24 protein-coding genes are annotated in these 22,034 nt (G+C 42.0%); 15 read left to right on the top strand and 9 right to left on the bottom strand.

Translation table 11 applies throughout. The features are described from left to right. Positions 1–43: 43 nt before the first annotated feature. On the top strand, positions 44–643 hold the full coding sequence (locus ADA42_RS15360; RefSeq protein ID WP_048766086.1) for an IMPACT family protein: 600 nt from the start codon (positions 44–46) through the stop codon (positions 641–643). Further along, positions 633–1,247, top strand: coding sequence for an acyltransferase (locus ADA42_RS15355; RefSeq protein WP_048766075.1), 615 nt, complete (start codon positions 633–635; stop codon positions 1,245–1,247). The genes ADA42_RS15360 and ADA42_RS15355 overlap by 11 nt, the downstream gene beginning before the upstream one ends. 50 nt (positions 1,248–1,297) lie before the next feature. Here the strand turns inward: ADA42_RS15355 and ADA42_RS15350 are convergent, their stop codons facing one another. Continuing rightward, positions 1,298–2,305: a hypothetical protein gene (locus ADA42_RS15350; RefSeq protein ID WP_004938084.1), complete on the bottom strand. Its 1,008-nt coding sequence runs from the start codon at positions 2,303–2,305 to the stop codon at positions 1,298–1,300. 337 nt (positions 2,306–2,642) lie between these two features. On the opposite strand from ADA42_RS15350, the gene ADA42_RS15345 reads away from it, so the two are divergent. Beyond that, complete coding sequence (locus tag ADA42_RS15345; RefSeq protein WP_048766073.1) at positions 2,643–3,485, top strand: universal stress protein; 843 nt, start codon at positions 2,643–2,645, stop codon at positions 3,483–3,485. A 111-nt stretch (positions 3,486–3,596) separates the two neighbouring features. On the opposite strand, the gene ADA42_RS15340 is transcribed toward ADA42_RS15345, so the two are convergent. The 6 genes from ADA42_RS15340 to ADA42_RS15315 all read right to left on the bottom strand — a co-directional run bounded on the left by ADA42_RS15340 (position 3,597) and on the right by ADA42_RS15315 (position 10,276). Next, a complete protein-coding gene (locus ADA42_RS15340; protein ID WP_048766072.1) occupies positions 3,597–4,265 on the bottom strand; it encodes an O-methyltransferase in 669 nt (222 codons plus the stop codon). A 140-nt stretch (positions 4,266–4,405) separates the two neighbouring features. Continuing rightward, positions 4,406–5,128 (bottom strand): D-Ala-D-Ala carboxypeptidase family metallohydrolase, encoded by a 723-nt coding sequence (locus ADA42_RS15335; protein WP_025094707.1) that lies wholly within the window; start codon positions 5,126–5,128, stop codon positions 4,406–4,408. Between the two features lie 128 nt (positions 5,129–5,256). After that, on the bottom strand, positions 5,257–5,580 hold the full coding sequence (fdxA, locus tag ADA42_RS15330; RefSeq protein ID WP_004938070.1) for a ferredoxin FdxA: 324 nt from the start codon (positions 5,578–5,580) through the stop codon (positions 5,257–5,259). A gap of 298 nt (positions 5,581–5,878) precedes the next feature. Then, positions 5,879–6,337 carry a BLUF domain-containing protein gene (locus tag ADA42_RS15325; RefSeq protein ID WP_004938066.1) on the bottom strand — a complete coding sequence of 153 codons (459 nt, stop codon included), beginning with the start codon at positions 6,335–6,337 and terminating at the stop codon, positions 5,879–5,881. 189 nt (positions 6,338–6,526) lie between these two features. Beyond that, on the bottom strand, positions 6,527–9,121 hold the full coding sequence (gene mutS, locus ADA42_RS15320) for a DNA mismatch repair protein MutS (protein WP_048766070.1): 2,595 nt from the start codon (positions 9,119–9,121) through the stop codon (positions 6,527–6,529). Positions 9,122–9,535: 414 nt separating this feature from the next. Next, the gene (locus tag ADA42_RS15315) at positions 9,536–10,276 is read right to left on the bottom strand and encodes an NADPH-dependent oxidoreductase (RefSeq protein WP_004938058.1); all 741 of its coding nucleotides are present in this window, start codon (positions 10,274–10,276) and stop codon (positions 9,536–9,538) included. A gap of 324 nt (positions 10,277–10,600) precedes the next feature. Here ADA42_RS15315 and ADA42_RS15310 point away from each other — a divergent pair, with 324 nt between their 5' ends. Both ADA42_RS15310 and ADA42_RS15305 read left to right on the top strand, forming a co-directional pair. Further along, on the top strand, positions 10,601–11,176 hold the full coding sequence (locus ADA42_RS15310; RefSeq protein ID WP_004947762.1) for a TetR/AcrR family transcriptional regulator: 576 nt from the start codon (positions 10,601–10,603) through the stop codon (positions 11,174–11,176). A 50-nt stretch (positions 11,177–11,226) separates the two neighbouring features. Then, entirely contained in the window at positions 11,227–11,703 is a 477-nt protein-coding gene (locus ADA42_RS15305) for a DUF1348 family protein (RefSeq protein ID WP_004947761.1), read from the top strand. A gap of 53 nt (positions 11,704–11,756) precedes the next feature. On the opposite strand, the gene ADA42_RS15300 is transcribed toward ADA42_RS15305, so the two are convergent. Continuing rightward, the gene (locus tag ADA42_RS15300) at positions 11,757–12,410 is read right to left on the bottom strand and encodes a cupin domain-containing protein (RefSeq protein WP_004947758.1); all 654 of its coding nucleotides are present in this window, start codon (positions 12,408–12,410) and stop codon (positions 11,757–11,759) included. A gap of 376 nt (positions 12,411–12,786) precedes the next feature. Between ADA42_RS15300 and mdcA the strand changes: the two genes are divergently transcribed. Genes mdcA through madM form a run of 9 tightly spaced genes read left to right on the top strand, consistent with a single transcriptional unit; the run spans position 12,787 to position 20,107 of the window. After that, on the top strand, positions 12,787–14,466 hold the full coding sequence (gene mdcA / locus ADA42_RS15295; protein WP_004947755.1) for a malonate decarboxylase subunit alpha: 1,680 nt from the start codon (positions 12,787–12,789) through the stop codon (positions 14,464–14,466). Continuing rightward, entirely contained in the window at positions 14,466–15,371 is a 906-nt protein-coding gene (locus ADA42_RS15290; RefSeq protein WP_025094701.1) for a triphosphoribosyl-dephospho-CoA synthase, read from the top strand. Before mdcA ends, ADA42_RS15290 begins: the two co-directional genes overlap by 1 nt. Further along, entirely contained in the window at positions 15,359–15,658 is a 300-nt protein-coding gene (locus ADA42_RS15285) for a malonate decarboxylase subunit delta (RefSeq protein WP_004938041.1), read from the top strand. Before ADA42_RS15290 ends, ADA42_RS15285 begins: the two co-directional genes overlap by 13 nt. Further along, entirely contained in the window at positions 15,651–16,502 is an 852-nt protein-coding gene (locus ADA42_RS15280; protein ID WP_004947746.1) for a biotin-independent malonate decarboxylase subunit beta, read from the top strand. Before ADA42_RS15285 ends, ADA42_RS15280 begins: the two co-directional genes overlap by 8 nt. After that, positions 16,499–17,326, top strand: coding sequence for a biotin-independent malonate decarboxylase subunit gamma (gene mdcE, locus ADA42_RS15275; protein WP_004947743.1), 828 nt, complete (start codon positions 16,499–16,501; stop codon positions 17,324–17,326). Before ADA42_RS15280 ends, mdcE begins: the two co-directional genes overlap by 4 nt. Continuing rightward, complete coding sequence (locus ADA42_RS15270; RefSeq protein WP_004947740.1) at positions 17,323–17,925, top strand: malonate decarboxylase holo-ACP synthase; 603 nt, start codon at positions 17,323–17,325, stop codon at positions 17,923–17,925. The genes mdcE and ADA42_RS15270 overlap by 4 nt, the downstream gene beginning before the upstream one ends. Positions 17,926–17,937: 12 nt before the next feature. After that, entirely contained in the window at positions 17,938–18,867 is a 930-nt protein-coding gene (mdcH, locus tag ADA42_RS15265; RefSeq protein WP_048766066.1) for a malonate decarboxylase subunit epsilon, read from the top strand. Between the two features lie 45 nt (positions 18,868–18,912). Further along, the gene (gene madL, locus ADA42_RS15260; protein WP_004947733.1) at positions 18,913–19,314 is read left to right on the top strand and encodes a malonate transporter subunit MadL; all 402 of its coding nucleotides are present in this window, start codon (positions 18,913–18,915) and stop codon (positions 19,312–19,314) included. 31 nt (positions 19,315–19,345) lie between these two features. After that, the gene (madM, locus tag ADA42_RS15255; RefSeq protein ID WP_004947730.1) at positions 19,346–20,107 is read left to right on the top strand and encodes a malonate transporter subunit MadM; all 762 of its coding nucleotides are present in this window, start codon (positions 19,346–19,348) and stop codon (positions 20,105–20,107) included. Positions 20,108–20,161: 54 nt separating this feature from the next. Here madM and ADA42_RS15250 read toward each other — a convergent pair whose 3' ends face one another. After that, positions 20,162–21,082: a LysR family transcriptional regulator gene (locus tag ADA42_RS15250; RefSeq protein ID WP_048766065.1), complete on the bottom strand. Its 921-nt coding sequence runs from the start codon at positions 21,080–21,082 to the stop codon at positions 20,162–20,164. Positions 21,083–21,397: 315 nt separating this feature from the next. On the opposite strand from ADA42_RS15250, the gene ADA42_RS15245 reads away from it, so the two are divergent. Beyond that, entirely contained in the window at positions 21,398–21,952 is a 555-nt protein-coding gene (locus ADA42_RS15245; RefSeq protein ID WP_048766063.1) for a lipocalin family protein, read from the top strand. Positions 21,953–22,034 lie beyond the last annotated feature (82 nt).

Below are 22,034 nucleotides of genomic sequence, written 5' to 3'. Positions count from 1 at the left end.
AATTGCGTATAATTTCGGTCTTGTACAGTGTGTGATGGGTAATATGGCGTTTACGATTAGCGAAGTTGTTTCATATGAAGAGGAAATAAAAAAAAGTCGCTTCCAGGCAATCGCTATTCCTGTAGAGACCGAGCATCAGATCAAAACATATTTGGATCAATATTACGATCACTCGACGGCACATCAATGCTGGGCATGGAAGATCGGTAATCAATTACGTTTTAATGATGACGGAGAACCTTCCGGTACAGCAGGTCGTCCGATTCTGGCGACAATTGAAGGAAATCAGCTGACGAATATTCTGGTAATCGTCAACCGTTGGTTTGGTGGCATCAAGCTCGGTACAGGTGGGCTGGTGCGTGCTTATGGTGGCTGTGCGGGGCAATGCCTGTCACGTGCAGAGAAAAAACCGATTATCCATAAAGAATCTATTCACTTTAGTTGCCATTTCAATGAATGGTCGATTCTTGAATATGAACTAAAACAACATCAAATCGTGTATACCAGCAACTTTACAGCTGAGGGTGTAATCGTAGAGGCTGATGTCGAAATTGATCAGATTGAGCCATTATCGCTCAAGATTAATCATGTCACTCGGGGGCGAGAAAAATTAAAGAGAATACAACCGCAAGATGAACAATGATCCTTTACTCAAATATCGAGAGCAGCACAAACATCGTTTGAATTACATGCCATGGCTGTACTGGACTTTAAAACCCAAACATCGGGAATGGGCAGATGAATGGCAACGTGACTATCAGGCTTATCTGATGGATATGGAAACGGTTGAAATTGGTCAAAACTGCTTTATATCGCCACTTGCACATATTTTTGCCGAGCCGGGCCGAAAAATTATCATCGGCGATAACAGTTTTATTGCAGCCGATTGTGTATTGCATGGTCCATTGCATATTGGATCTGAAGTTGCCATTAACCATCATTGCATATTAGATGGTGGACGAGTCGGCATTACCTTGGGTGATCAAGTGCGTCTTGCGGCGTATTGTCATTTATATGCCTTTGATCATGGTATGAGTTTTGATCAACCCATTTATCAACAGCCAGTAAGATCACAGGGCATTCGTATTGAAAAGGATGTCTGGCTTGGAGCGCATGTAGGGGTGAAAGATGGCGTGACAATTGGTGCGCATGCAGTTGTAGGTATGAACAGTATCGTGACTAAAAATATCGACTCGCAGCATGTTGTTGCAGGAAATCCTGCTCGATTTATTCGATTACGACAATAAAAAAGACCCTATGAACTAGGGCCTTTTTTTCTCATGTAAAATTTAAGTTATTAAACAGGAGAAAGAGTGCTGTTAATCAATTCGTCAAGTGCATTAAAGCCTTGTAAGCCTGTGCCTACAGATGCAACTGTACCTGAAACTAAATCTACTGCATCAGTTACAGTTTCAACTACTGCACCCAATACTGGTGTTGAAGCAGTAGAAGCAACCAATGGGTTAAGGTCGTCAGCAAGATCGGCAACAACACCCGCAACATCAACAACAACTGTGCCTAGTGTTTCCGCTGGTGCATTAAGAAGATCGCTGACCAATTGAACTGGATCAACGTCAGCAACATACTGGCCCACGTCACCAACGGTATCTACAACGTTGTCTACAGAATCTAGAACACCCGCAATTACACCGCCAAGTACAGGCACTTGAGTCACGTAGTTTGTAACAACGTCAGTGCTGTCAAGAACATCACCTACAGTTGTAGATACGTCAGTTACCAGATTACCCGCTACAGACGTTGTATCAGAAAGTAAATCGGTTACAGCACCCAGTAAATCACCTTCAACAAGGTTGCCATACAGATTTTCAGCAGTTGTAGAAACATTTTCTAAAGTTGAAGTCACAAGATTAGAAACAGATTCAACCACTTCACCGACTACAGGAATGTCTTGAGCCGCATCGACCAATGTTGTTGAAATTGAATCAAGTGTAGAAGCTGTGTCAGTCACTAAGTTAGTTACTAAACCAGTGGTGTCTGTGACAAGATCGCCAACAGTTTCAGCAAGATCGCCAGAAGTAATGTTTGCAGCGGTATTATGAAGTGTATCGAATAAATTATCAGTTGTAGATGTAACAAGGCCAGTGACTGAACCTACAACATCACCTAAAACAGGAACATGGTCTAAAACGTCAACCACAGGTGTAACGACTGAGTCGACCACAACATCAGTAATTGTTTCAGCTGCTGTTACAACAGCATCAACAATTTTGCCCACAGCTTGAGTCAGTCCTTGAAATACAGTTGTTAAAACACTGCTAAGTTTCCCGGTAAATAATGAAAACATGATAACCCTCTTTTTTATTTAGCATAAGAATAATTTGCATAACCTTTTTAATGAAAAAAGTGATAAATCTCAATAAATAAATTAAAAATGTCGGCTATTTTATGATTGTAAATTCTGCTTAAATTCTTATTTTTGATAGCTTTTCTATATTTTAGTTAAATTATGTGAATCTTATCACAAACATACCTTGATGGGCTTAAAGTAATATTAAAAGGATTATATATTCTAGACATCTAAAAAAATAACTGAAATAAATCCTATTCTGAAATAAATATGATAAGTTAAAAACATGTCAAAAAATCTCTAGGCACAAAGACCTTAAAGAAGAGAGGCAAGTATGAGTCGCGTAATCGCATGTATTGATTCTTCACCTTGCATCAATGCAATTGCAGAAGCAGCTGCGTGGGTAGCAAGAGAAACCAAACGGGAATTGGTGCTTTTACAAGTATTAGATTATTATCCTGCAAGCTACCATTTAGGTGAAATTAGTGGCGTCATTGGATTTGAAAGTAACGCGATGTTGCTTAAAGAGCTTGCAGAGCTTGAACAAAAACAAAGTGAATTAGCAATCGATTATAGTAATAACCTACTCAAACATATCTCGGAAATGATTCTAGATAAGTATGGGTTGGAAAGTACAAAGATTCAGGAGAAAGGTGATTTCCTAGAGCAAAGTTTTAGTGTGCTCAGAGAAACAGACTTTGTCGTGATTGGTAAAGTCGGTGAGCGTGCCGCTGAAAAAAATAAGCCTATAGGAAGTAATGTAGAGAATTTTATTCGTGGAGCGAACTGTACCGTAATGACGGTGGGTGAGAACTTTAAAATTCCGACTCGGTTTATCTTTGCCTACGAGTATTCACCAACATGCTTAAATATCATGCAACGAATCTCCCAAAGTGATTTACTCAAATCTTTACAATGCCATTTATTGTATGTAGGGGATCATCCCGAAGTACTCAAAGACCCCGAAGAGTACCTTCGAACAGCAGGTCTTGGTGTGGTAACCGTGTATCGTTATGGCGATGTGGCTGAAAATATTCTTGAGTATCAGCAAGAGCTTGGTATTCAGATGATTGTACTGGGTGCATTTAGTCACAGTAAATTACATCAGTTCTTTTTGGGAAGTATTGCCACTTCAATTTTCAGAAATGCAAGTGTGCCGTTGCTGGTTGCCAAATAATGTAACAATAGTTATCCGCAAATGTTGTGGATAACTATATGGAAAAACATAAATATTGTATTTAAGTGTTTGATTTGAATATTAAAAATATTCAAGTCTGTTTTTTGATCGCTATTTAACAATCGCGATTGCAAAACCATCATGTCCTTTCGAACCCACAGTTTGAAGCGCTGTAGACGACAAAAGTCGCGGATGATTCTGCATGAGTTCAAAAGTAGAGCGGATACCTTCGATACTTGGACGCTGGTTTTCGGCATCGATAAGTGAGCCAGCGCGAATCACATTGTCTAAAACAATGACTGTACCAGAATGCGACAAATTGAGGCTTAATTCTAAATATTCAGGATAACTTTGTTTATCTGCATCTATAAAAATAAAATCGAAAGGTTCGAAAGTGCTGGCGTCTATTGCCGCTAAAATTTCTGCTGCACGGCCCACCTTTAACTCAATTGGTACGGCTAGATTCGCCTGATCAATATTTTGCTGTGCCAGCGCAGCGTGATTATCTCGCCCTTCAATAGTCATGAGATAACCGTCTTCTGGAAGCACCCGTGCCAACCATAAAGTACTATACGCTGCAAATGTGCCAAGTTCCAAAACGCGTTTGCATTTATTCATCTGAATGAGCATTTGCAATAACATGCCTTGATTGGGAGCAACAGCCAAGTGATCTGGAAAACCCTGAGCTGAGGTATTGTTCAGGGCAAATTTAAGATTTGCATCTTCTGGAATTAATTTTGATTCAATATAGTGATCAATGTCGTTCCACTGCTGTTGCATTGCAAGTATACCTTTAGTCCTAAGAGAGGGAAGTGTATTTAAAAACCTGACAATTCTATGAGATTTGGCAAGGAAATCAAAAAATAAAATAAAAAAAGAGATCAAATCGATCTCTATTGGGTGCTACTCGTATCAATCAATTAAAAATTGCACATCGAACTGTTTCTGCTATGATCAGGCCCCCATGTACGATAGCCTTGCGTATCGATATGAATTTGTCCAGTACTGTACAAGCCTAGCCCCATATTCAAGCTTTGCCCGTGTTGTGACCAAAATTGACAGAGTTTAAATTTGGTATTTTCGATAAAAGCATAATCTTGCGGCTGAGGAATTTCCGGCCCAATTCTAAAATCAATTGCTGAATTGAATAGATGGCGAGAGGAATTTGCGCCACCTGCACACTGATTAAGTGGTAAATCGCGGTAAACCGATGTGACTTCAAAGTCTGTCAAAATTTTGGCAGCCACCAGATATTTCAAGACACGAAGTGTAGGAAGGGCGTTATTCCATAATTCACGATTAGGTACGGCATATTCTGAGCGACCGCATTTTTGCCAGTCACGTGCTGTACGGAGTAATTCGTAATTTGGCACAATATTGGCAACATCGTTGCGAGTTAAAAACGCCTGATAATCTTGAACTTGCGCACGATTTGTCGGGTTTTCGAGCCAGTATAAGTATGAACTTGGGGTTATTTTAGGACGAACAGGGCGTTCAATTGAAATTGTTTCTTGAGGAATGTGTATACGATGACCACGAGGAATGTCATGAATTGTCGCTTTTTTTTGAGAGGTTGTGGTACAACCAACCATCATGACCGGAATCAGGCTGAATGCAAACAAACCTTTCAAAACCTTAGACATAACAAAATCAACAACTTATTTTAAAGTCGCTATTTTAATCTAAAATGGTCTTAGAATTATGAAATTTTTGCAATCAAATGTTGATTTGAGGTATAAAAAAGGACCAGACAGTGCTGATCCTTAATTGATTACTTCTCTAGATATTGAAGCTTATCTGCTTTGCCATTCCATTCTTCGCGATCTGCAGGCTGATCACCAATTTGGGTAATGTTTGGCCATTTTTGTGCTAATTCTGCATTAAGTTCAATAAAGACTTCCTGACCTTCAGGTAATTCATCTTCAGAGAAAATAGCGTTTGCAGGACATTCTGGCTCGCAAAGCGCACAGTCGATACACTCATCTGGATTGATGACAAGAAAGTTTGGACCTTCATAGAAACAGTCAACTGGGCAGACTTCTACGCAATCTTGATATTTACATTTAATACAGTTTTCAGTGACAACAAAGGTCATGGCGACAGCTACCTAAAAATATGGTTTTCATTAAAACTTGCCTATTTTAGGCAAAAAACTAGCAATCGAACAATTCCTTTTATTGATATTTGTTATTTAAATCCGTGAAATGGATTTAAATAACTGATTTATAATCTTTTATTGCTTGTTTTGTTGCACACTTTTTATTAGCTGTACTCCTATTTATATTTGTAAAAACAAGTATTTAAATGATATCGATTCTTAATCAAGCTTTGTCGGTCAGTTGTTTATCCTGATTTGTTTTTTTAGCCTCAGTTTAGAGTTACCTATAGCAAACTTAATCTGAATAGCCATGCTGTGGATAATGCTGGATATCCTGATGAAGTTCTTCAGATAATAACTGAATGAAGGGTTCTGTGGTGTGGTGCGTTAAAAGGTAAGGATTAAACTCATCAATATGGTGCTGTTCAAAAAAGGCCTTCATTTTTTTATTAATCGGCGCAAATTTCATGCTCCAGCGTTGAAATAGTGAATGATCGATATATTTCGACGCTAAAATTTCACAGTTTTGATGACGTGGATCTTTGATAATTTTGGTATAGAAAATATCATGTACCGTCTTTTCTTCGCCTTCAAGGCACTGCACAAAATAACCATTACCATAATACAGCACACCCGTAATACCATTGCGTGAATTGTATTGAACAGCCTCAGTTAAAATTTCCATCAGGTCATTTTTGATTTGATGATGTTCACTATTGGTTTTGCTCACGTATAGTAGCTGAATTGCTGGCATAGTCTCACCTTAATGATTTTTAGAATTGTTGCCGCTTTTATAATTGATTGCCAAAATAACTATAACAGATTAAGACGTACTTGTATGGTTGTGAGCTTATACACTCACGTTTTTTAACATTTGTATAGGCTCATTTTACAAGCTGAGATAAAAAAGGGCATCCATAGCAGACACCCTGATTGGCTCACATTATAACGATGAGTGATCTAACTGTTCTTTCAAATGATAGAGAGCTTCTAAAGCCTGTCGAGGTGTTAAGCTATCCACATCGAGCTGCTGAAGATGTTCGAGCACAGGAGATGGTTTTTTAACCTCGATCATCTGTTCATCGGCCAGAGTATGTTCAACCGCAGCAAATAAATCAGTTTGAACTGCTGTTTGTGCGTGATCAAGCTGCTGTTTTTCTAAAATTTTAAGGCGCTTTTGTGCTTCTTTAATTACACTTGCAGGAATACCCGCCAGTTTTGCAACTTGTAGACCATGACTTTGACTCGCTGGGCCGTGTTGAACCTTATGCAGTAAAATCAGATTTCCATTAATTTCCTTTGCTGTTACATGATAGTTATCAATACCATGTTCATGGCCTAGCTCGGTGAGTTCAAAGTAATGCGTTGCAAATAAACATAAACATTTAATGCGTTTGGTTAGATCGAGCACACATGCCCAAGCCAAGGATAAGCCATCATAGGTACTGGTACCACGCCCAACTTCATCCATGAGTACCAAAGATTGATGGGTGGCATGATGCAAAATTTGCGAGGTTTCGGTCATTTCGACCATAAAAGTAGATTTACCTGTCGATAAGTCATCGGCTGAACCAATTCGGGTAAAAATACGATCAATTGGGCCAAGTTTTGCAGTCTGTGCTGGCACGAAACTACCACAGTAGGCCAGTAAACTAATCAACGCTGTCTGACGCATAAATGTGGATTTACCGCCCATATTGGGGCCAGTAATAATCGCCATGCGATGCTGCGTATCTAAAAAGGTATCGTTAGGGGTGTATGGACTCTTATTGAGTGCTTCCACCACCGGATGGCGACCAGCCGTAATTTTAATGCCGGTTTCTGGCCCAAAACTTGGGCGGTTCCAATTCAGTAAACGTGCCTGATGGGCAAAGTTGCTTAACACATCGATTTGCGCAATTGCGGCACTCATCATCTGTAAATTGGCAATGTTTTGACGCAGTGTTTCTAGGAGTTGTTCGAATAAAAGTTTTTCTCGTGCCAGCGCACGCGATTCACTCGATAGCACTTTATCTTCAAAACTTTTTAGCTCAGGCGTGATGTAGCGCTCTGCATTTTTTAAAGTCTGACGACGGATATAATGACTTGGCGCTTGCTCTGCTTGCGCTCGTGTCAATTCAATGTAGTAACCACTCACCCGATTGTAGCCAATTTTAAGGGTAGGTATACCGCTCAAGTCACGTTCTTTAATTTCAAGATCAATCAGGAATTGTCCAGCATGATCTCGAATTTGACGCAACTCATCGAGTTCTGTGTCGTAACCTTCTGCAATGACATTTCCATCACGCAACAAGACTGGCGGATTTTCTACAATCGCGGCATTAAGTAATTGATGCAGTGCTTTGAAATCACCTAACTGTTGGTCAAGATCATGCAACAATGCCGATTTTTGTTGTTGAAAAACTGGCTGTAAAGCATGTCTTAGAAAAGGAATTTGACCACAGGCTTGGCGTAACTGTACCAAATCGCGAGGGCGGGCACTGCCTAGCGCGACACGGCTAAGGACGCGTTCAATGTCTCCAATTTCTTTAAGCACCAGTCGAAGTGGTGTTTCATGATAGCCATGAAGCAGATGTTGAATGGCGTCGAGCCGTGCATCAAGAATAGCAGTATCACGAATGGGTTGCATGAGCGTGCGGCTGAGTAGACGTCCGCCCATTGCGGTTTGACAGTCATTGATAAGCTGAAAAAGTGATGTCCCATGTTCAAACAACGGATCGACAATTTCTAGGTTACGGCGAGTAATGGGATCTAGCGCAATAAAGTCGGTGCTTTGTTCGAGCTGGATCGAACGAATATGAGGCAACGCCGTTTTTTGTGTTTCTTTGGCATAATGAATCAGCGCTGCTGCTGATGCTTTTGCAAGTGGTAAATGATCGAGTCCAAATCCAGCGAGCGTGCCAACAGCGAGTTGATCGCACAGGGTTTTTTCGGCGTTATTTAAATTGAAATCAACATTTGGACGTTTGGTGATTGGGCATTCAATTTGCTTTTTAATTTGTTCAAGGATGTTTTGATCGACCAAATCCTCATCAACTACAATTTCACTTGGCATCAAGCGAGCAAGCTCAATGGCCAGTTGTTCAGCTTGAAACGCGTGTTCTTGTACCTTAAAAATCCCTGCACTTAAGTCCAGCAGAGCCAACCCGATCTTATTTTGATGAATGCAAACCGAGACCAGATTTGAAGATTGATAACTTCCGAGCAATGCGTCGTCGGTAATGGTTCCTGGTGTGATGATACGAACTACTTTTCGTTCAACCGGGCCTTTACCTGTGACTTCACCAACTTGTTCGCAGATTGCCACCGTTTGGCCAGCTTTAACCAACCGCGCCAAGTAGCCTTCAGCAGCATGGTAGGGCACACCCGCCATTGGAATCGGTTCGCCGTTGCTTTTTCCACGATGGGTCAGGGTAATGCCGAGCAGTTTTGCAGCTTTACGCGCATCTTCAAAAAAGAGTTCATAAAAGTCACCCATGCGATAAAACAACAGCGCATGTTGATGTTCCATCTTCACCTTAAAGTATTGTTGCATCATCGGTGTTAGTGTGGAGAGGTCAGGTGTTGAACTGTCTAATTTCAATTGTGTAAAGCCTTTTATTTCAGGTTTTTAAATCGGTTGAGGGATGCCATCATTAGGTTAAAGCCAAATACAGATAAAACCTTTGAGCCACGCGCATAAGATTTATCTTGATATCTTGTTTACTGGCCAAATTTTAGCAAATCTACAGCCAGCATCTTAACAAATTGAGAAGAATTAACAAAAAGGAATACCGGAATGAATGGTGAAATAAAGACCAAAAACATAAGAGTGCTATAAACCTATGCCTTTTTTTATTGAGAAAAGATTTCGATTCTATTTTTACTTTTTAAGCTTTTGGGGTGAATGAATTCAATTGTGTAAACGCCAGCCTGTCATATCACATCATGCTGGCAATTTAGTCGGGTTCGCTTATTTGTTAAATCCAAATCCTTGCTTGATCAAGTTAGGGAGTACATCGGGAAAATAAATGTGCTTGTAATAACCACTTACACTAGCGCTCCATGTATCACCATCGGTACGACCAGTATCTTTCCAATGCTCGACTATTTCTTGGTTGTACTTCGAGATTTTTTCTTCTAAACCATCTGTCTTATAGGTTTCGTCATGACGGAAGGTTTCTAATGGAAGACGTGGTTTGTGATGTGACGGAACATCTACATGACCAATCACTACACCCGCGACAGGATAGGTATATTTGGGTAGCTTTAACAGCTTGATCATGGCATCGGAATCACGACGAATCCCACCAATAGGCACAATTCCAAGGCCTTCCGAGCGTGCAGCAGCCATCACAGAGCCTAATGCAATTCCTACATCAGTCGCGCCAGCGACAACACTTTCTACGCTTTCATGTGCAATTTGCTGATCTCCGATTAATTCCAATCCGACATGACTCTTATACATATCTAGCACAAAGACCAGAAACACGGGTGCTTGGGCAATCCAAGGTTGCCCACCTGCGATCTTAGAGATTTCAGCACGTCTTGCTTCGTCGCGAATCACCACAATGGAAACTTGCTGTGAGTTGACTGATGTTGGTGCACGATAAGCCGTGCTAATGATCCGTTCTAGAGTTGCATCATCAATTGCCTCATCTGTAAAACTACGTTCACTCTTATGATCATTCAACAAATCAATCACGTTACTCATGAGATCTCCTGTATTTGGGAAATAATAGTCATCTAAAACTGACAATAATTTAAGCTCACAATATGTGAAATAAAGACATTTTGTAGCTTGGTATAGCCAGAACTTTACCATAGCGCAACATCGTGTATGTTTCAGTAGAGTTTCATATACGGGATTGAAACTTTGTACAAAAACAACTCACCATCTAACTCAGCGGTTTCAATTAGAGATACTTACAGATATAAATCATATAAATTTCAAAATCTTGATTAAATTTTTTTGATTTTTAAATTTATTTGAAAGAAAAAACTTGCTCCGGTAGAACGATTGTTCGACCATCATTTTATGAACACAAAAAACACCAATACTCGGGAGAAGATCCTAGAAACTGCCGAGCAGCTGATTTATCAAAAGGGTATTCATGCCACGGGAATGGACCTTTTGGTTAAAACCTCAGGCGTGGCAAGAAAAAGTATTTATCGTTATTTCGCGACCAAAGATGACGTAGCTGCGGCAGCCTTAAATGCGCGTGATGAACGCTGGATGCATTGGTTTCGAACCGAATGTGACAAAGGGGAAACTCCCACTGAGCGTGTTTTAAATATGTTTAGCACACTCAAAAACTGGTTTCAGTCTGAGGGTTTTCGTGGTTGTGCATTTATTAATGCTGCTGGAGAAACTGGTGATCCAGAAGACCCTGTGCGGCATATTGCAAAGCTGCATAAACAGAAACTTCTAGATTATATCTTTGAGCTCACTAGCCAAATGAATGTTGAGCAACCCATGGTCTTGGCCAAGCAGTTGCTTATCTTGATCGAAGGAGCAATTACCACCTCGCATGTGATGGGTGATATGAGTTCTGCAGATAGCGCAAAAGATGTCGCACAATTGTTGTTAAATCAGGCCAGTCAATCGGTCTAAAGCTTAAAACAGTGGATTATTTTTTATCTAAATTTTCTGGAGCATCTCCCGTGTCCCAAGAACAGAATCGACCACCACTGCCGCCTTTCATATGTGAAACGGCAATTGAAAAAGTGCGGCTTGCAGAAGATGGCTGGAATAGTCGAGATGCCGATAAAGTATCATTGGTATATACCCTAGACACTAAATGGCGTAATCGTGCAGAGTTTGCGACAAATCGAGAAGAGGCAAAAGCATTTCTTTCTCGTAAATGGAAAAAGGAACTTGAATATCGTTTGATCAAAGAACTATGGGCATTTACCGACAACCGTATTGCGGTTCGCTATGCGTATGAATGGCACGACGATTCTGGCAATTGGTTTCGTTCATATGGTAATGAAAATTGGGAATTTGAGGAAAACGGTCTGATGCATCGTCGTTTTGCTTGTATCAATGATATGCCAATTCAAGCGAGTGAACGTAAATTCCACTGGCCGCTCGGTCGCCGACCAGATGATCATCCGAGATTGTCAGATTTAGGGCTTTAAATATTTCTCGTTTGCCTCGGTTAATTTCTCCCAATTGATTAATCGAGGTTTTTTTATAGGTGTCCAGATTTAATATAAAGCTCAGCACCTGCGTCTGAAGCGATAAGTGTATGTGTTGCGTCGGCTGGAAATCGAATCCAAGTTCCTTCTGGATAATGATCATCATCATTCAGCAGTTCACCTTGAATCACCAAAATTTCTAGACCACTGACAGACTGTTGCTGGAGTACATCTTGTGCAGAAAGTTTTTCTAAATACGTATTTTCTGTCAAGGAACTGAAAAGTGGACAAATCGTGCGACCTTCAACGACGATCCAATTGTCGGGGTTGTTGGTATCAATCACCAGTTTTTCGGTTTCATTTTCGCCCATTTGCATCAGTTTGACAAAAATCAACGCACCTTCGTTGCTAGAAGGAATATGCTTTGAATTATGTGGGTTACGGATATACCAACCCTTTGGATAATGCTGTTCTCCATTTTCGGTAAATGTGCCAGATAGGATAAATAGCTCTTCACCCAATGGATGCGAATGTTCTGGAAATACCGTTTTTGGCGCATACTTAACTAAACTCGTCGCACGTGCTTTTTCATCACCAATTCGATCAAGCATCATACGTTCGACTTCACCATTTGGCGATGGAAGCCATGCGTAATCATCTGGTTTAATAATGACCTTTTTGGAAAAATCGGCATTAATCATTTTCATGAGACATTTTTCCCTTGTATATCTTTCTTAATCAACCATATCATGCAACATTTGTTTGAACTGTTATTGTAAAGATCAACAGAATAATAAGTTTACATCAATCGATTATTTGACGTTTATTCCTGTTCCATCAATCCATTGATAGTGTAAATGAAACTGCCAGTCAAGTTGATCGTCCTTTCGTAATTCAATCAAGCTCGAATAATCTGGCATATCATGAGCATTGACTTGATTACTCAATTACATTCTAAAGACTCAAAAAAGAGCGAAAAACATTAACTTTAGGTTAATGAATTTGCATTTTGCTTGATTGATTCAAGCGCAAAAAAAGCATTTTATAAGAACAGATCAAGACATGACCATTAAGGAAAATTACATGGAAGGTTCTGTTCAGCATAAAGAACGCCTATGGACAAAGCGTCGTCACAGTAAACAGCTCAAACTGGAAATGGCACAGCAATATACTGACGGTGTCGTGATTCCAACCCAAAATATCATTAAGGTACTTGAAACCTTGATCACACCGGGCGACCGAGTGGTGCTTGAAGGTAATAATCAAAAACAGGCCGATTTTTTATCTCGTTCACTTGCACAAACTAGTCCACAAGTGTTGCATGATTTACATATGATCATGCCAAGTGTGGGACGTCCAGAGCATCTGGATTTATTTGAAAAAGGCATAGCACGAAAGCTCGATTTTTCTTTTGCAGGTACACAAAGCCTTCGTATTAGTCAGTTACTTGAAGATGGTCTACTCGAGATCGGCGCCATTCACACCTACATCGAGCTTTATTCGCGTTTATTGGTCGATCTAATTCCCAATGTGGTGCTGTCGGCAGGCTTTATGGCGGATCGTCAGGGCAATATTTATACTGGACCGAGTACCGAAGATTCACCTGCATTAATTGAACCTGCTGCATTTAGTGATGGAATTGTGATTGTACAGGTCAATCAACTGGTCGATGATGTACAAGATTTACCGCGCGTGGATATTCCGGCCTCTTGGGTAGATTTTGTGGTGGTGGCTGATCAGCCTTTTTATATTGAACCGCTATTTACCCGTGATCCCAAACATATCAAACCCGTACATGTACTGATGGCGATGATGGCCATCCGCGGAATTTATGAAAAGCATCAGGTTCAGTCATTGAATCACGGTATTGGATTTAATACGGCTGCGATTGAACTGATTTTACCTACCTATGGCGAGTCTTTGGGCCTCAAAGGCAAGATTTGCCGAAACTGGACATTGAATCCACATCCAACTCTTATTCCAGCCATTGAAACTGGTTGGGTTGAAAGTGTGCACTGTTTCGGTACCGAATTGGGAATGGAAAAATATGTAGCTGCGCGTCCAGACGTATTTTTTACCGGTCGAGATGGCTCACTACGCTCTAACCGGATGATGTGCCAACTGGCAGGGCAGTATGCGGTTGATCTATTTATAGGGGCAACCTTACAAGTGGATGGTGATGGCCATTCATCGACCGTAACCAAAGGCCGTTTAGCAGGTTTTGGTGGTGCACCCAACATGGGTCATGATCCGCGAGGTCGTCGTCATGATACACCAGCATGGCTGGATATGCGCCAGCAAGGTCATTCGGATACCGATACCTACCTCACGCGAGGTAAAAAGCTGGTGGTTCAAATGGTCGAGACTTATCAAGAAGGTGGAAAACCTACATTTGTAAACACACTTGATGCCGTCGAGGTGGCCAAAAAAGCGGGTATGCCGCTGGCTCCTGTCATGATTTATGGTGATGACGTCACGCATCTATTAACCGAGGAAGGCATCGCCTACTTATATAAGGCACGTAGTCAGGAAGAGCGTCGTGCCATGATTGCAGCAGTTGCTGGCGTGACCGAAATTGGCTTACAGCAAGATCCCAAAAAGACCCAGCAACTTCGTGCAGAAGGACTGGTCGTATTTCCAGAAGATCTAGGGATTAAGCGTACCGATGCGACACGTGAATTGCTGGCCGCGAAGAATATTGCAGATTTGGTGACTTGGTCAGATGGTTTGTATCAGCCCCCAGCGAAATTTAGGAGCTGGTAATGAATGCCATATTACACAAAACACCCGCATTTACACGGGCAGAGCAAATTGCAAATCTAGCAGTACAAGCACTAATCGATGAAGTCAATCTGACACCTAAGCCGGCATTGGTGGATCGTCGCGGTAGTGGCGCTCATCACGATTTGACACTTCAACTCATGGAGCAGTCTGCAAATAGCCTTTACCCGATGTTTAAAGCCATGGCAGAAGCAGCCCAAGCGCATGGTCACGTTTCACAAGCACTTCGCGAAGAGATAGGGCAGCTTGGACGTGATGGCGAGCAGCATATGCTCAAGATAACAAATGGTGTAAATACGCACCGTGGTGCGATTTGGTCGATGGGCCTCATGGTCACCGCAGCCGCATTGGAGCTGTCGCAGCAGCATGCGCATGATGTAGAGCATCTTTGCCAGATTGCAGCACAGATTGCGTGCTTAACAGATCGTTTTGTGCCAGCTCAGGCTGTGTTGAGTCATGGTCAGAAGATCCAGAAAAAATTTGGCATTCAAGGTGCAAAACATCAGGCACAACAGGCATTTCCTGTGCTCACCACCTACGGATTGACCGAGCTGCATCGTAGTCGGGCACACCACATTGAAGAAAACAAAGCCCGGATTAATGCATTACTGGCCATGATGGCACACTTAGACGACACCTGTGTGATTCACCGTGCAGGACTGGATGGTTTGAGTTGTGTCCAAACCGGCGCGCTAAATATTTTGGCATTAGGTGGCTGTTCGAGCCAACAAGGATACCGTGCGCTGCTTGATTATGAACAAGCGCTGATGATGATTCGCGCATCGGCAGGAGGTGCCGCAGATTTACTGGCTTCGCTGTTGTTTCTCGATCAAGTCGAGCAGATCAACTGGAATGAAACGCAAGGATTACAAGCATGGAAATATTAAATTTTGAATTTTCAGCCAGCGAGGCGGCAGCGAAATCCGCATTGGTGGGGTGTGTCGGATCGGGAGATCTTGAAATCCTGATGGAACCGAGTTCGTCGAATGTCACTACCATTCAGGTGATCACCTCAGTCGATGGTAGTGAGCAGCGCTGGAAAAATTTATTTGAACGTATTTTTTCAGAGTCGAAGCAATGTGCAGTCAACATCGAAATCCATGACTTTGGTGCCACACCGGGCGTTGTCCGTTTAAGACTCGAGCAGGCTTTTGAAGAGGTGCAACATGGCTGATATCGATTATTTACTAAAAAAACAGAGTTTCATTGAGCTTGATGCTCGCCAGCGTGCCAAAAGCCTACTCGATGCAACATCTCAAAAAGAACTGCTCGATCCTTTTGCACGTGTCATGTCGCCGTGGTTAATCAAACAAAATATCGTGCCGCAAGCCGATGACGGCGTTGTAGTGATCAAGGGGACGCTTGAAGGTCGGCCAGCGGTGGTCATTTCAATTGAAGGTGTGTTTCAGGGAGGAAGTCTTGGTGAAGTTGGAGGCGCTAAAATTGCAGGCGCTTTAGAGCTTGCCGTCGAAGACAACCGCAATCACATTCCTACCGTCGCGATTTTATTGCTCGAAACGGGGGGGGTTCGGTTACAAGAAGCCAATCTTGGATTGGCAGCAATTGCAGAAATTCAGGCTGCAATCGTTGCGTTACGTCAGCATCAACCTGTCATCGGGGTGATTGCCGGAAGTGTTGGTTGCTTTGGTGGTATGTCAATTGCTGCAGGTTTATGCAGTTACCTGATCATGACACAAGAAGGGCGCCTGGGACTAAATGGTCCGCAAGTCATTGAGCAAGAAGCGGGTTTACAAGAGTATAACGCCAAAGATCGTCCATTTATTTGGAGTATCTGTGGGGGTGAACAGCGCTTTAAAACTGGTCTGATCGATGCCTATATCGATGACAACCGCGAGCAAATTAAGGCACAGATCATCGAATTTATTCAGCAAGGTTCACCACAACGACCTCGTTGCATGCAAGCAGAACACTACTTAGAAAAGCTTCAGCACCTAGATACCACGCAGCAGATCAGTCCGGCAGAAGTACAGGCATTGTATCAGGGAGAAAAAGCATGAATATGGATGTTAATGCAATCAAACAGGCTACTCGAGGGAAAGTATGGTTCGATCGACTGACCCAGAATTTTGAGCGAATCGAAAGCGGAATTGAATCGTTGCAGATTGCCGAAGGCAAGATCAATAACCAGATCGTTCGGGTATTTTGCATAACGGCAGACACTCAAAATCGTTTTCCACGCGCGCGTAATGGGGAGGTGGGACTACTTGAAGGTTGGGGGCTTGCCCATGCAGTAAACCAGCTGATCGAACAAGATCAAGATGCATCTAAAAAGCGCGGCATTCTTTGTTTGGTAGATGTACCGAGTCAGGCATATGGCAGACGCGAAGAAAGTTTAGGAATTCATCAGGCCTTGGCCGCAGCCGTAGACAGCTATGCACGTGCTCGTCTTGCAGGACATGCAGTAGTGAGCCTGCTAGTAGGTAAATCAATGTCTGGTGCTTTTTTGGCGCATGGTTATCAGGCCAATCGGATACTAGCGCTCAAAGATTCTGGCGTTATGGTACATGCTATGGGCAAAGAATCTGCTGCGCGCGTGACCTTGCGTACGGTTGAAGAACTTGAGCATCTGGCTCAGCGTATTCCACCCATGGCTTATGACATCGAAAGCTATGCTTCTTTAGGATTATTATCGGGTCTAATTGAGGTGGAATCGGCTGAAGATCCAACCCAACATGACTTAGCGTCTGTGACTCAGTCAATCGCAGGAGCTTTTGAGGATATTCCGCAGCAGGGGCGCTGTGATTTATCGCATCGCTTGCAAGCTCAAAATCGTCAAGCCTCTTTGCGTGTTCGTGAGTTAATGAAGGCGCAGTGGTCATGATGAATTCGATACAGCCACATGATTTACTCTGGGGTATGACACCGCAAATGCTGGGTCATAACGTACCTCAGTGGGTGATTGCGGCTGTATCACATGGCCATCCTGTAGTGGTTCGACGTGATGTGATGATCAATCAGATGATTCCCGTCGGAATTCGAGGAAAATCACGCGGTGAGCGCTTTGCTACACATTTGCATTACAATGCAATTACAAAATGTGTGCAACCGGAACAATTGGCACATGTTGATTTAAATCTATTTCCACATTTAAAAGATCGGCTTGAGCAAATAAATATCCTGATGCAGCAATCAGGTTGGGCTTGGGGATATACCGGGAGCGTCGGTTTTGAGCTGGCAACCGGATTGAAAACCGTTACGCCGCAAAGTGATATTGATCTGATTATCCGTACACCGGAAGCGATGTGCAAGAAACAAGCAACATGGTTACTAGAGCAGTTAGATCAATTGGCTTTGAAAATAGATGTGCAATTACAAACACCGCGGGGTGGCGTTGCCTTAAAGGAATGGGCAAGGACGACTGGCAAAGTACTGCTTAAGCAATCGAATGCTGCGGTATTGATTGAAAACCCTTGGCAGTAAGGAAGAATCGATATGAGCACAATTTGGGTATTTCCGGGACAAGGCGCGCAGCATCCGAATATGTTGCACGACCTGCCTCAGCATCATCTTGTGCAACATTATATTCAGCAAGCTTCTGATGTTTTAGATCAAGAGGTGCTGTTGCTTGATCAGCCAGATGCACTGAAATCGACCTATGCCGTACAAATTTGTTTATATATTGCCGGCGTGGTGAGTGCGGCACTTTTACAAGAACATGCGGGCCAGCCCCAATTTGTTGCTGGACTTTCAATTGGAGCTTGGGCCGCAGCCACGACCGCCAAGGTGATAACATTTGAAGATGGATTAAAACTGGTTGCGAAGCGCGGACAACTCATGCAGGAAGCATATCCTTCTGGATATGGTATGACGGCCATTTTGGGTGCAGATCAAGCGCGTGTCGAGATGTGGGTAAACGCCGTAAAATCAACACACGCTGAAGTTTATATTGCCAATATTAATACCGAAACCCAAATTGTAATTTCGGGTGAAATAAACGCCATGCAAGCAGTGGGTTCACTTGCACAGCAAAATGGCGCTGTATGTAAAAAAGTCGAAATCAGTGTGCCATCGCATTGTGAATTACTTACACAACAGGCACAGCAACTGGCGACGATAATGGAGGGAATTCGTACACAACAACCCAGCATTAAATATTTAAGTGGTACAAGCGCCAGAATATTGCCTACGGATCGGCAGATCGTAGACGATATCGTGTCTAATATGTGCCGGATGATTCGTTGGGACAATACCGTGCGCGCTGCATGGGAGCGAGGCGCCCGATTGCACATTGAAGCATTGCCAGGAAATGTCTTAACTGGCTTGGCAAAAAAAACGTTCAAAGAAGGAACCGTATTGTCCTTTCAGAATACACAGTTGGAAAGTCTGATGACGGCGATGCACATCCAGCAAGGATGCATTTGAAGTTATCAAAAAATGAAGAAACTCAATGGATAGAGGACGTTAAAAATGATTATTTATGGAACAGCGATTTTAGCGATTTGTCACTTACTCGGCGATTATCTGGGTAATACGCTTGGAATGTTACTTGGAGTAAAAGCCAATGTCGGTGGTGTAGCCATTTCAATGATTTTGCTTATTCTGACGAAAGAATTGTTGGCAAAAAAAGGCTATCTACCTCAAGTGACACAGTTTGGTGTGTTGTACTGGTCTGGTATGTATATTCCGATTGTTGTGGCGATGTCCGCGGGACAAAATGTGGTGGCTGCACTATCAGGCGGTGTGCTCGGGATTATTGTTTCAGTGGCTTCATTGGTCGGAACCGTATTGGTGATTCGCTATCTCAATCGTATTAGTGGCGACTATGAAACATATGAATGGACAATCGAAAGAGTCGAAAAAACAGCATAAAAAGAACTGAATAAAGAAAAGGAGTTTCAACATGGATACATTAATTGCAGTACTCACCAAGAATGCGCTAGTGACCGCCTTGGCGATCACAGGTTTGATGATGTTTGTCTCACATCTTTTATCTAAATATCTGACTAAAGGTAAATTACAAAGTTCAGCGATTGCAATTACTTTAGGGTTGGTGGTCGCATATTTTGCTGGCGTGTATACACATGGCACCAAAGGTATTTCTGATATTGCAATTTTTTCAGGATTTGCACTATTGGGTGGTGCCATGATTCGTGATCTTGCGATTGCTTCAACTGCGTTTGAAGTAGATGTAAAAGAAGTCAAAAAAGCCGGCAAGGTCGGTTTAATCGCACTGATGCTTGGATGCGTTGTACCTTTTGCAATTGGTGTAATTGTGGCATGGTGTTTAGGTTATAAAGATCCTGTTTCAATGACCACGATCGGTGCGGGTGCGATGACTTATATTGTCGGGCCAATTACGGGCACTGCAATAGGGGCAAGCTCTGATGTGATTGCGCTTTCAATTGCGATTGGCTTAATTAAATCGGTGTTTTTTATGGTGGGGACACCGTTACTGGCAAAATTCATGTATTTGAAAAGCCCACGTTCAGCAATGGTATTTGGTGGCTTGGCCGGAACAACCAGTGGTACAGCAGCAGGTTTGGCAGGTACAGATGTCAGATTGGTTCCATATGGCGCATTGGTCGCAACCTTTTATACAGGACTCGGATGCTTACTCGGTCCGTCAGTTTTTTTCCTGACAGTCAATGCAATTTTTGGTTGATGCACTTAAAAAGAAACTTCGGCAAGTGGTTTTTATTGACCAGTTGCCGACAATTTATGAATGTAAGTATTGTTTTGCAAACATGCGACATTCTGCAATTAAAGCCAGCAGATTTGGATCACGCTCCTTACTTTTTAAAAAAACCAAACCAATTTCTTGTTTAATCTGTTTTGCATCTTTTAATGGAATGAGTTTCACTGAGCTTTCGTGAATCGTCGAGATTCGACCAGGTAAAAGGGCGAGTCCAACGCCGGTACTGACCATACTAATCAGAGTAAAAATATCGCTCACTTCCAAAAACACTTTAGGGTCAATCCCTGCATTTTCGAAAACTTCATCGCTATCACTGCGTGTAGCAAATCCTTTTGACAAAGTTAAAAAGGTTTCATCTTTTAAGCTAGCCAAATCCACCTCATGCATATTGGCAAGCGCTGAGTTTTTATTGACGGCTAAGAAAATTTTATCCTCAAACATCGGTAAACTTTCAAAATCTGGATCGTCTGTGGTGGCGTTCAAGGCCACGATAATTGCATCGAGTTCAGTCGATTTCAGCTTTTTAACCAAATCTAGATTCGAACTTAAGAGCAATTGAATATCGAGTTCGCCTCGACGCAGCTTCAGACGACTAATCACATTTGGAATCGTATTTACGGTGAGCGAATATAACGAACCGAGATGCAAAACCTTCGCTGCAAAGCCAGCCGCTTCACGGGTTTTATTCACAGTCGTAATCATGTCTTGGACTAGTTTTTGTGCATTTTCTTGCAAGACATAAGCACTTTTGAGAGGAATTAGGCTTCGGCCTTCATGTTTAAACAAAGGACAACGTAGCGCACTTTCCAAAGAGTGTAATGCCTTATGCACACTGACATTGCTGATCTGCATTTCAATTGCAGTTTTTGTTAAATTTCCACAGCGCATAAACGCTAAAAAAATCTGAATCTTTTTAAGCGTTAGCTCATCATCAATATCCATAACGTATGCATATGTCCTTATAATTTATCCAAATACTCAAAACATGAGTATCTCTTTGTGAGTGTAGTACAAATGTGGATGCTTTGGCGAAGATAGTTTTTCATTAGCTCGAGCAGAAGTGTTTGTTTGGTGATTTATCTTTAAAATCTTAAAATTTAGATTTATCAGTTGTTTAAAATGCTTTAAGCTAGTTACAATACCTCATAAATGATGAAAATGTGATGCCACAAACATAAGTGATGTTGTACATTTCACGCTTTATTCACATACACATACAGTATTTTAAAAATATAGAAAAAACATAAGGTGAATTTCATGAAATCTTTGAGTAAAACATTAGCCATTTCAACTGTTGTATGTTCTAGCATTTTTGGCGCCATTGCAGCGCACGCTGAAACGCAAGCACCGAAAGCCGTAGAGCAGATCGATATCAATAAATATACCGGAAAATGGTATGAGATCGCGCATTTGCCAGTCTATTTCCAGCGCAAATGTGCCAGTGATACTTCTGCAACCTATGCACTCAATGCAGATAAGACTGTTGCAGTCATTAATAGCTGTCGCACCCAATCTGGCGAGATGATTCGTTCGGAAGGTGTTGCATATCCTCAAAATGCAGGTAACAGCAAACTTAAAGTAAGTTTCTTACCAAAAGGTCTACGCTGGATTCCTTTTACCAAAGGCGACTATTGGGTACTTCGGATTGATCCGGATTATCAAACGGTTTTAGTCGGTGGCCCATCACACAAATACTTATGGATTTTGTCACGTAACCCACAATTAGATACAACTACCTACCAATCTTATTTACAAACCGCGCGCGATTATGGCTATGATGTAACCAAGTTGGTCAAAACTCCACAAAAATAATGAGTCATGCATAGGTCAAGCCGAGTCACTGACTCGGTTCGACTCTTAAGAGAAATGCTTCACATAAACTTCATATCGCATC

The organism is Acinetobacter sp. 243_ASPC (genome assembly GCF_001054715.1).
Taxonomy (GTDB): domain Bacteria; phylum Pseudomonadota; class Gammaproteobacteria; order Pseudomonadales; family Moraxellaceae; genus Acinetobacter; species Acinetobacter soli.
This window is presented reverse-complemented; position numbering and strand designations above follow the sequence as displayed.

Coding starts and splice junctions, on each gene's coding strand:
- ADA42_RS15360 (WP_048766086.1), top strand. CDS start 44: ATGGCGTTTACGATTAGCGAAGTTGTTTCATATGAAGAGGAAATAAAA.
- ADA42_RS15355 (WP_048766075.1), top strand. CDS start 633: ATGAACAATGATCCTTTACTCAAATATCGAGAGCAGCACAAACATCGT.
- ADA42_RS15350 (WP_004938084.1), bottom strand. CDS start 2,305: ATGTTTTCATTATTTACCGGGAAACTTAGCAGTGTTTTAACAACTGTA.
- ADA42_RS15345 (WP_048766073.1), top strand. CDS start 2,643: ATGAGTCGCGTAATCGCATGTATTGATTCTTCACCTTGCATCAATGCA.
- ADA42_RS15340 (WP_048766072.1), bottom strand. CDS start 4,265: ATGCAACAGCAGTGGAACGACATTGATCACTATATTGAATCAAAATTA.
- ADA42_RS15335 (WP_025094707.1), bottom strand. CDS start 5,128: ATGTCTAAGGTTTTGAAAGGTTTGTTTGCATTCAGCCTGATTCCGGTC.
- fdxA (WP_004938070.1), bottom strand. CDS start 5,580: ATGACCTTTGTTGTCACTGAAAACTGTATTAAATGTAAATATCAAGAT.
- ADA42_RS15325 (WP_004938066.1), bottom strand. CDS start 6,337: ATGCCAGCAATTCAGCTACTATACGTGAGCAAAACCAATAGTGAACAT.
- mutS (WP_048766070.1), bottom strand. CDS start 9,121: ATGATGCAACAATACTTTAAGGTGAAGATGGAACATCAACATGCGCTG.
- ADA42_RS15315 (WP_004938058.1), bottom strand. CDS start 10,276: ATGAGTAACGTGATTGATTTGTTGAATGATCATAAGAGTGAACGTAGT.
- ADA42_RS15310 (WP_004947762.1), top strand. CDS start 10,601: ATGAACACAAAAAACACCAATACTCGGGAGAAGATCCTAGAAACTGCC.
- ADA42_RS15300 (WP_004947758.1), bottom strand. CDS start 12,410: ATGAAAATGATTAATGCCGATTTTTCCAAAAAGGTCATTATTAAACCA.
- mdcA (WP_004947755.1), top strand. CDS start 12,787: ATGGAAGGTTCTGTTCAGCATAAAGAACGCCTATGGACAAAGCGTCGT.
- ADA42_RS15290 (WP_025094701.1), top strand. CDS start 14,466: ATGAATGCCATATTACACAAAACACCCGCATTTACACGGGCAGAGCAA.
- ADA42_RS15285 (WP_004938041.1), top strand. CDS start 15,359: ATGGAAATATTAAATTTTGAATTTTCAGCCAGCGAGGCGGCAGCGAAA.
- ADA42_RS15280 (WP_004947746.1), top strand. CDS start 15,651: ATGGCTGATATCGATTATTTACTAAAAAAACAGAGTTTCATTGAGCTT.
- mdcE (WP_004947743.1), top strand. CDS start 16,499: ATGAATATGGATGTTAATGCAATCAAACAGGCTACTCGAGGGAAAGTA.
- ADA42_RS15270 (WP_004947740.1), top strand. CDS start 17,323: ATGATGAATTCGATACAGCCACATGATTTACTCTGGGGTATGACACCG.
- mdcH (WP_048766066.1), top strand. CDS start 17,938: ATGAGCACAATTTGGGTATTTCCGGGACAAGGCGCGCAGCATCCGAAT.
- madL (WP_004947733.1), top strand. CDS start 18,913: ATGATTATTTATGGAACAGCGATTTTAGCGATTTGTCACTTACTCGGC.
- madM (WP_004947730.1), top strand. CDS start 19,346: ATGGATACATTAATTGCAGTACTCACCAAGAATGCGCTAGTGACCGCC.
- ADA42_RS15250 (WP_048766065.1), bottom strand. CDS start 21,082: ATGGATATTGATGATGAGCTAACGCTTAAAAAGATTCAGATTTTTTTA.
- ADA42_RS15245 (WP_048766063.1), top strand. CDS start 21,398: ATGAAATCTTTGAGTAAAACATTAGCCATTTCAACTGTTGTATGTTCT.